The 7,208-nt window shown below is 66.8% G+C and carries 15 protein-coding genes; all 15 read right to left on the reverse strand.

The window, feature by feature from the left end:
• Positions 1 to 448: 50S ribosomal protein L30 (locus BN903_RS13455; RefSeq protein ID WP_048078222.1), on the reverse strand; the 448-nt coding region annotated here is incomplete at its 3' end.
• On the reverse strand, positions 448 to 1,095 hold the full coding sequence (locus tag BN903_RS13460) for a 30S ribosomal protein S5 (RefSeq protein WP_048078223.1): 648 nt from the start codon (positions 1,093 to 1,095) through the stop codon (positions 448 to 450). The genes BN903_RS13460 and BN903_RS13455, both read right to left, overlap by 1 nt.
• The gene (locus BN903_RS13465) at positions 1,088 to 1,645 is read right to left on the reverse strand and encodes a 50S ribosomal protein L18 (RefSeq protein WP_048078224.1); all 558 of its coding nucleotides are present in this window, start codon (positions 1,643 to 1,645) and stop codon (positions 1,088 to 1,090) included. The genes BN903_RS13460 and BN903_RS13465 overlap by 8 nt, the downstream gene beginning before the upstream one ends.
• A complete protein-coding gene (locus tag BN903_RS13470; RefSeq protein WP_048078225.1) occupies positions 1,645 to 2,106 on the reverse strand; it encodes a 50S ribosomal protein L19e in 462 nt (153 codons plus the stop codon). Before BN903_RS13470 ends, BN903_RS13465 begins: the two co-directional genes overlap by 1 nt.
• Positions 2,099 to 2,809: a 50S ribosomal protein L32e gene (locus BN903_RS13475; protein WP_048078226.1), complete on the reverse strand. Its 711-nt coding sequence runs from the start codon at positions 2,807 to 2,809 to the stop codon at positions 2,099 to 2,101. The genes BN903_RS13470 and BN903_RS13475 overlap by 8 nt, the downstream gene beginning before the upstream one ends.
• A 3-nt stretch (positions 2,810 to 2,812) precedes the next feature.
• Positions 2,813 to 3,346: a 50S ribosomal protein L6 gene (locus tag BN903_RS13480; protein WP_048078227.1), complete on the reverse strand. Its 534-nt coding sequence runs from the start codon at positions 3,344 to 3,346 to the stop codon at positions 2,813 to 2,815.
• A gap of 2 nt (positions 3,347 to 3,348) precedes the next feature.
• Positions 3,349 to 3,741, reverse strand: a complete 393-nt coding sequence (locus BN903_RS13485) for a 30S ribosomal protein S8 (protein ID WP_048078228.1) — start codon at positions 3,739 to 3,741, stop codon at positions 3,349 to 3,351.
• A gap of 2 nt (positions 3,742 to 3,743) precedes the next feature.
• Positions 3,744 to 3,917, reverse strand: coding sequence for a 30S ribosomal protein S14 (locus BN903_RS13490; RefSeq protein ID WP_004597423.1), 174 nt, complete (start codon positions 3,915 to 3,917; stop codon positions 3,744 to 3,746).
• Complete coding sequence (locus BN903_RS13495) at positions 3,914 to 4,438, reverse strand: 50S ribosomal protein L5 (RefSeq protein ID WP_048078229.1); 525 nt, start codon at positions 4,436 to 4,438, stop codon at positions 3,914 to 3,916. Before BN903_RS13495 ends, BN903_RS13490 begins: the two co-directional genes overlap by 4 nt.
• On the reverse strand, positions 4,431 to 5,150 hold the full coding sequence (locus tag BN903_RS13500; protein ID WP_048078230.1) for a 30S ribosomal protein S4e: 720 nt from the start codon (positions 5,148 to 5,150) through the stop codon (positions 4,431 to 4,433). Before BN903_RS13500 ends, BN903_RS13495 begins: the two co-directional genes overlap by 8 nt.
• Complete coding sequence (gene rplX, locus BN903_RS13505) at positions 5,147 to 5,503, reverse strand: 50S ribosomal protein L24 (protein ID WP_008584888.1); 357 nt, start codon at positions 5,501 to 5,503, stop codon at positions 5,147 to 5,149. The genes BN903_RS13500 and rplX overlap by 4 nt, the downstream gene beginning before the upstream one ends.
• A 2-nt stretch (positions 5,504 to 5,505) precedes the next feature.
• The gene (locus BN903_RS13510; RefSeq protein WP_004597429.1) at positions 5,506 to 5,904 is read right to left on the reverse strand and encodes a 50S ribosomal protein L14; all 399 of its coding nucleotides are present in this window, start codon (positions 5,902 to 5,904) and stop codon (positions 5,506 to 5,508) included.
• Entirely contained in the window at positions 5,904 to 6,248 is a 345-nt protein-coding gene (locus BN903_RS13515; protein WP_048078231.1) for a 30S ribosomal protein S17, read from the reverse strand. The genes BN903_RS13510 and BN903_RS13515 overlap by 1 nt, the downstream gene beginning before the upstream one ends.
• The gene (locus BN903_RS13520; protein ID WP_048078232.1) at positions 6,239 to 6,697 is read right to left on the reverse strand and encodes a ribonuclease P protein component 1; all 459 of its coding nucleotides are present in this window, start codon (positions 6,695 to 6,697) and stop codon (positions 6,239 to 6,241) included. Before BN903_RS13520 ends, BN903_RS13515 begins: the two co-directional genes overlap by 10 nt.
• 1 nt (position 6,698) lies before the next feature.
• The gene (rpmC, locus tag BN903_RS13525) at positions 6,699 to 6,917 is read right to left on the reverse strand and encodes a 50S ribosomal protein L29 (RefSeq protein WP_048078233.1); all 219 of its coding nucleotides are present in this window, start codon (positions 6,915 to 6,917) and stop codon (positions 6,699 to 6,701) included.
• Positions 6,918 to 7,208: the final 291 nt, after the last annotated feature.

Genomic DNA, 7,208 nt, shown 5'->3' on the forward strand with positions numbered 1-7,208 from the left:
GGAGACCGTCGATCTCCTCGGTGGTGTGTTTCCCGAGTTCGCCGCCCTCGATCACGGGGTGTTTGATCCCCTCGTGACCACCGCGGGGCGCGTGGAGCCGCAGCGTCGGCGAGAGCCCCTGCTCGCGCAGGGTCGTCTCCTCGTCGACGAGCGCCTCGGCCAGCGCTTCGAGGTCGGCGTAGTCGGTGTTGTCGTCGATCCACTCGTCGTCGACGTCGGCGGAGCCTTCGAGCGGCTCGCCCCGCAGCGCGATCGTGCGCGCGACGGTCTCGACGCTCGGTTCCCCGAACGCGACGACGTCGTTGACCTTCGTGATCATGCCGCGGTACGAGTCCGTCTCGGGGACGAACGTCGCGTGGTTGACGCGCCCGATGTTCAGCATATCGAGCGTGTCCTCGACGCCGTACTCGAGGTTGACGTCGCCGCGGAGCTGAACGATCGCCTGCATCACTCGCTCACCTCGTCGTAGTGGACTTCGCGCGCGTGCTGCGGAGTGCGGGACTGCGCCGCGTTCTCCAAGGCGTTGAACGTCGCCTTCGCGAGGTTCACCGTCGTGCGCGTGTTGCCGTCGGAGCTGGTCCAGGCGTCCTCGACGCCGGCGAGCTCCAAGATGTTGCGGACCGTCTCCGCGGCCGCGAGACCCAGCCCCTGCGGGGCGGGCTTGATTTCGACCGTAACGGAGCCGGCCTTCCCCTTCGCCGTTCGGGTGAGGGAGTTGGTGCCACCGGGCTGGTCCTCCCAGGACCCGGAGCCGCGGTCGACGGAGATGATGTTCAGCTTCGCGACGTCGATCGCCTTCTGGATCGCGCCGCCGACCTGATCGTCGCGGGCCTGCGCGTAGCCGAGGTAGCCGTCGCGGTTGCCCACGGCGACCACGCAGCGGAACTTCACGCGGCGGCCCGAGTCGGTCATGCGCTGGACCATGTTGATGTCCAGCACCTCGTCTTCCAGCCCCGGGAGGAGCTGATCGACGATCTCGGCCTCCTTCAGCGGGAGTCCGGATTCGAGCGCCTGTTCCATCGACGTGACCTCGCCGTCCTGTACCTTGCGGCCGAGTCGCGTCCGCGGTTCCCAGCCGTCGTTGTGTCTACTCATGGTCCTCCTGGATTGTCGCGAGCACGGAATCGAAGTGCTCGGGTAGCTCGCTGGCGTCGAACTCGCCGCTGTACAGCGGCTCGTCGAGCTGCTCGGCGTAGTCGGCGATGTGTTCGCCGCGCGTGCGCGACCAGTCGGCCAGCACGTCGTCGTTGTGCGGGACCTCAAGGCCCGCGTCAATCGCTCCTTCCTGTACCGCGAACGTCTTGTTGCCGGGCGTCGCCGTGTTGAGCCCAATGTCGAGGACGGCCTCGTCGAGGCCGGCGTCGACGGCGCGAGCGCCCGCGAGGAAGCCGGTGAGGTACGCACTGGGGAGGTTGCCCGTGGGGGCGTCCCAGCCGTACTCGCCGAGCTCCTCGCTGGAGGCGGCCGCGTGGGTCTCGTCGCCGTCAGGTCCGGGAGTCACCAGCTGCGCCCTGACGTGAGCGTTGCTCACCCGGGCGACCAGGCGAGGCTTGCCCGATTTCAGCAGGCGCAACCTCTGATGGTAATCCGTCCGGACCTCGCGGCGGCGGCGCATCGGCACCTTGTATCGTGGTCCTGTCGCCATTAGTCCGTCACCTCGTAACCGAACTGCGTCCGAATGTACGCCTCGAGACGGGCGACGTCCTCGAAGTCTCCGCCGCTCGCCTTGTTGTACAGCGTGCGGTACTCGGAGGCGTCGAGCACGTCTTCCTCGTCGCGAAGCTCCTTCAGGCGCGCCCGCTGTGCGCGGATCCGCGCCTTCCAGTCGTCTTTCGTGTTCTGCCGCGCGCCGGACTTCCCCTTCCGGGTACCGGCACCCGACTGGTGCCCGTAGGAGCGCTTGTCGGAGCGCTCACGGGCGCGACCGCGCGAGTTCGTCTTCGCGTCCTTCGCGCGGATCGTTCCCTGTTCGATGAGCTCGCGGACGTCCTCGCGGGTGATCGCGTCCGCGATCTCCTCCTGTGCCTCGGGGTCGAGCCAGACGCGGCCCTTGCCGACGTCCAGCTCGTCCGCTGCGAGCCGTTTCTGGGCTTTCAGGTCACTCATCGTCGACCTCCACTTCGACGTAGGTCGGGTTCAGCACGCGGATCTCGCGCTCCTCCGCCTCGTCTTCGATCAGTTCGCGCTTGCGACCGCCGACCTTCGAGGCGATCCGCACCGCCTGCGTGTCGCCGTCGACGCCTTCGAGGTCGTCCGTGTTATGTACACGGACCTCCTCGAAGCCGCTCGGGTGTAGGTCGCGGGACGCCGTCGGCGAACGGAAGCCGGCCTCGACGACCGGTCCCTTCGATTTCATCCGACGGCGCTGTTTGGAGAGCCCGCCGCGCGGCTTGCGCCACGACGTCGGGATCCGCTTTTTCTTGTGGTAGTCCTGCCGGTTGAACTGCGGTTTCCCCTCACGGTGCTTCTGTGCGAGCGCGCGAGCGGTCTCGTCGTCCAGTTCCGGCGTCTTGTCGGCGTGACCGCGGGGCCGAAGCTCCGTCTCGACGGTCTCGGACTCGTCGGTCTCCTCGACCGCCTCCTCCTCGTCCGTCTCGTCTTCGATCTCCGCGTCCGCCTCCTCGTCGACCTCCAGCCCGCCGACATCGGCCTTGATACGCGCTGCGAGCGCGTTGCCGACGCCGTCGACCTCGGAGAGCTCCGACTGGGAGGCGGCCTTCACGTCTTCGACCGTCTCGTAGCCGGCCTCACGAAGGGCGTCCGCCTTCGAGGGACCGACACCGCTGATGTCTTCCAGTTCGTCTGCCATTGGTTAGGCACCTCCGGTGGGCTTCTCGACGATGTACACGCCGTCCTGGAAGACGCGCGTGTCCTTGTCGGTCACCTTCGTCAGCTGTTCGATGTCGGCGGCGGTCTGCCCGACGGCCTCCTTGTCGGAGCCCGTCAGCGTGACCGTCTCGCCGTCGACCTGTACCTCAGTGTCTCCGCGAATCGGGGTGCGCCGCGCGGCGCTCTCTCCGAGGAAGTTCTCGATGACGACCTCGTCGCCCTCCACGGTCACCTGCATCGGGAAGTGAGCGTAGTACACTTCCATCGCGTACTCCCATCCCTCGGTGACGCCGTGGATCATGTTGGCGACGTGGCTCTCGAAGGTGCCGACCGTCGCGTTGGTCTTCGCGTCCTCGTTGTCGGCGGTGATGACCACCGCGCCGTCCTCGACCGACACGTCGACGTCGGGGTACCAGAGGCGTCGCGTGACGCTCCCGTTGGGACCCTCGACGGTGAGTTCGAGGTGGTCGGTCTCGGCGGAGACGTCGTCCGGAATCTCGATTTCGACTCTGTTCATTGTTAGTAGACGTATGCGATCACTTGGCCACCGATGCCCTGTTCGCGGGCCTCGTAGTGGCTCATGACGCCGTGGCTCGTCGTGACGATGAGCGTCCCGTAGTCACGGGCGGGGAGGTACCGCTTCTCCCACTTCTCGAACTCGTCAGCGCCCGCCGAATAGCGGGGCTTGACTGCGCCACACTCGTTGATCGCGCCTTTCAGTTCGACCTCGAACTTCCCGGCCTTCCCGTCGTCGACGTACTCGAAGCCGTCGACGTACCCGCGGTCGTAGAGGACCTCGAGGACGGAGCCGATGGTGTTCGAAGCGGGCTCTACCGTGTACGACAGATGGCCAACGCTCTCGGCGTTGTCCATGCCGGCGAGCGCGTTGGTGAATGGATCGTTTCCCGTCATGATCAGCTGTACTTCTCGAATCCCATGTCTCGGGCGACCTCGCGGAAACACTGCCGGCAGAGGTTGATATCGTACTTGCCGACAAGTCCCTGCTCGCGGTCGCACCGCCGGCACGTGTGCCGGGAGTCGGTGCGCTTCGCGGCGTGCTCGCCCGTGTCGTTGTTCGCTTCGCTCATTCGGTTACCTCGACGTTGAAGTTCGTTTCGAGGAACGCGGCCGCGTCCTCGGCTGTCATCCGGTGGCGGGCGGGGATTGTCCCCGTCGCCTTGTCGCGCTTCGAGACGCGGTAGCCGGGACGGACGATCGTCGTCGTCACGTCGAGACCGTAGATCCCGGTGTTGGGATCGTACTCCTGGCTCGGGAAGTCGGTGTGGTCCTCGACCCCGAAGCTGAGGTTGCCCGTGTCGTCGAACTGGCTCCGGCCGATTTCGACCAGCTCCAGCGCGGTTTCGAGGAACGCGTGCGCGTCCTCGCCCCGCAGCGTCACCTTGACGCCGATCGGGTCGCCCTTGCGGATCCCGAACTCGGCGATGGTGCGCTTCGAGGTGGTCCGGACCGACTGCTGGCCCGTGATCTCCTCGATGATCTCCTCGGCGTCGGCGAGGGGTTCACCGCCCTGCCCGACGCCCATGTGGACGACGACCTTCTCGAGGTACGGCTCGCGCATCTCGTTGGCGGCGCTGTCGGCTTCACTCATCCGAATCACCCGCCTCCTCGTCGTCCGTGAAGTTCTCGTCGATGACGACGACGTACTCCTCGACCGTCTCGTAGCCGCCGTCCTCGCTGGCGACGGTGACGGTGTTGTCTCCGGACCCGAGAGTCACGTCGATGTCGTCGATCTCGCCGATCTGACCGGCGTGCTGGCCGGCGACGGCGGTCACGAGTGCACCCTCCTCGTACTCGAAGTGGGCGACGATCTCCTTCGTCTCGTTGTCGACGACGATCGAGTCGTTCGTCTCGTAGTCCGCGTCGTCGTCGACGCGGACGTTCGTCCCGTCGTGGAGCGTCAGCTGGACGACCCCGCCGGGGACGACGGTCTTGTTCGTGATCTTCCCGAGCCGGCTGCCCGCGGCCTCCTCGTCGACGGGGGTCAAGGCGAGCCGACCGCCCTCGTCGGGGAAGACGCGGAAGTACTCCCCGCGCTCGGGGAACGCCAGGATGTCGAACATCCCGATCGGACGCTGTTCGTCCGAGATGGCGTCCCCGTTGACGAGGATCGAGTCGTTGTTCAGCGCGTAGCGCGCCTCCTTCGTCGAGTCGACGTAGCCGAGCACGTCCCGAAGCAGGACGACGAGCGGAACGCCCGCCTCGCCGTGCGGGCCCGCGCCCGCCTTCACCGTGAACGTGTCCGTCTTGCGCTCGACCGGCCAGGAGTTCGGTACTGACAGTCGCTTCTGGTGTCGCGTCATTCGTTGTCCTCCTGGAGCCGCGCCTCGCGGCGCTCGTCTTCGAGGTCCAGTTCGGTCACCCGGACGTTGCTCGCCGGGATGGGGCGGGGAACCTCCTCCCCGTCCGCCTTCTCGACGGTGACGTCTTCGACCGTGATCCGCTCTGCGGACAGGTCGACGGAGACGACCTCCGCCTCCGTTCCGGCCGCGTCGCCGCGAAGCACCTCGACGGTGTCGCCGGCGTTGACGCGGACGTTCCGCTGTCCGTACTCCTCGCGGAGATCGGCGGTGAGGGTGGCCCGGACCTGGTTCTGCCGCTCGTGGAGCGGCGCGGTCTCCGACCGTTTTCGTTGTTTGCGTGGCTGTTTCGTCATAGTTAGACGATCATCGTCGCGGTCGAGGCGATGCTCCCGAACCGTTCGGCGACCTCGCGGGCGACGGGGCCTTTGATCTCCGTGCCCCGCGGCTCCTCGAGGTCGTCGATGATGACGGCCGCGTTGTCCTCGAACTTCACGCGCGTGCCGTCCGGACGGCGGATCGGCTTGCGCTGGCGGACGACGACCGCCTCCAGCACCTGCCGCCGCATCTCCGGGGTCCCTTTCGTGACCGAGACGGTCACCTTGTCGCCGATTCCTGCCTTCGGGTGACGGTTCTTCGTGCCGGAGTAGCCCGACACGGAGATGACCTTCAGCTCACGAGCGCCGGTGTTGTCGGCGCACGTGATGAGCGAGCCCTTCGAGAGCCCCTGCGTGACGTCGGCCTTGAGCGCCTCCATCACTGATCACCCGACAGGATCTCGACGACGACGTGGGACTTCGTCTTCGAGAGCGGTCGCGTCTCCGCGATTGTCACTTCGTCACCGACTTCGAGCGAGTCGAGCACGCCCGGCACGTGGGCCGGGATGCGCGAGCGACGCTTCATGTACCGATCGTATTTCGGCACGAACACGTCGTACTCTCGCTCGACGATGACGGTCTTTGCCATGTCCGTCGACACGACCGTTCCCTCGCGGGTCTGGCCGCGGACGGAGAGCTGCCCGTAGAACGGGCACTTCTCGTAGTCGTAATCCTCCGGGTTGTCTGGCTCCGGAGGCGTGGGTACGTCGATTCCTATCGCCATTGTGTGGCACCTCGTTCGGTGCGTTCGGCGGGTCGATATCGCAACCGATCGCCATCCACCGTCGCGTAGACCGCGTCTTTGCACTCGCCTCGTCGGCTCGCCGGACCCGCACCGTCACCGTCGACGGCGCTTGTGGACCCGGACGGGCCAGACTGACGGGGGCGGACCCCCGTAGTATCCGACCCGAGTTGGGACGCGGACCCCGGCGACTGCGAGTCGCCGGCGGCTTCATCTGTGCGAGCGGTCGGCGTCTCGACGACGCCGAACTCGAACGTCGCGCCCGATTTGGGCACGCGTTTGTCCCCCGACGCCGTCCGGACCACGAGGGTGCCGAACGTCTCGTCGAGCACGCGACCGGCGACGCCGGCGTGGGCGTCGCTGTCGGCGTCGACCACCCGAACCGGGAGGCCGACGAGTTCGTGCCTGACGAGGTTGTCGGGGGAGATCATCTTACTGTTCGTCCTCGTCGAAGTCGCCTTCTTCGGTCTGGATCGTCTTGATCCGCGCGATGGTCTTCTTCAGCTCGTTGACGCGGCCCGGGCTCTCCGGCATGCCGCCGGCCGCCCGCTGCGCCTTCGAGTTGAGCAGCTCGGTCTCGAGCTCCTCGAGTTCGACCTCCCGCTCCGCCGCGGTCATGTCACGGATCTCGTCTGTGTAGAGGATCGCCATCTTACTCGTCCTCCTCGTCTTCCTCGTCGGCCGCTTCCATCTCCGCGACGAGGTCGGCCGCCTCGGACTCGATCTCTTCGTCGAGCTCGTCAAGTTCGTCGGCCTCCGCGTCGCCGACCGGCTCTTCCTCGGCGACGTCGGTGGCCTCGCTGGCCGTCTCCTGCGTCTCCTCGACGACTTCCTCGACGACCTCCTCGTCGATGGCCTCGGCCGGGTCCTCGTCCGGCACGTCGACGTCGTCGTCGGCCCCGACGTCCGGAGTCGTGGGAGGCAAGGCACACAGGGGATAGG

The organism is Halorubrum sp. AJ67 (genome assembly GCF_000513435.1).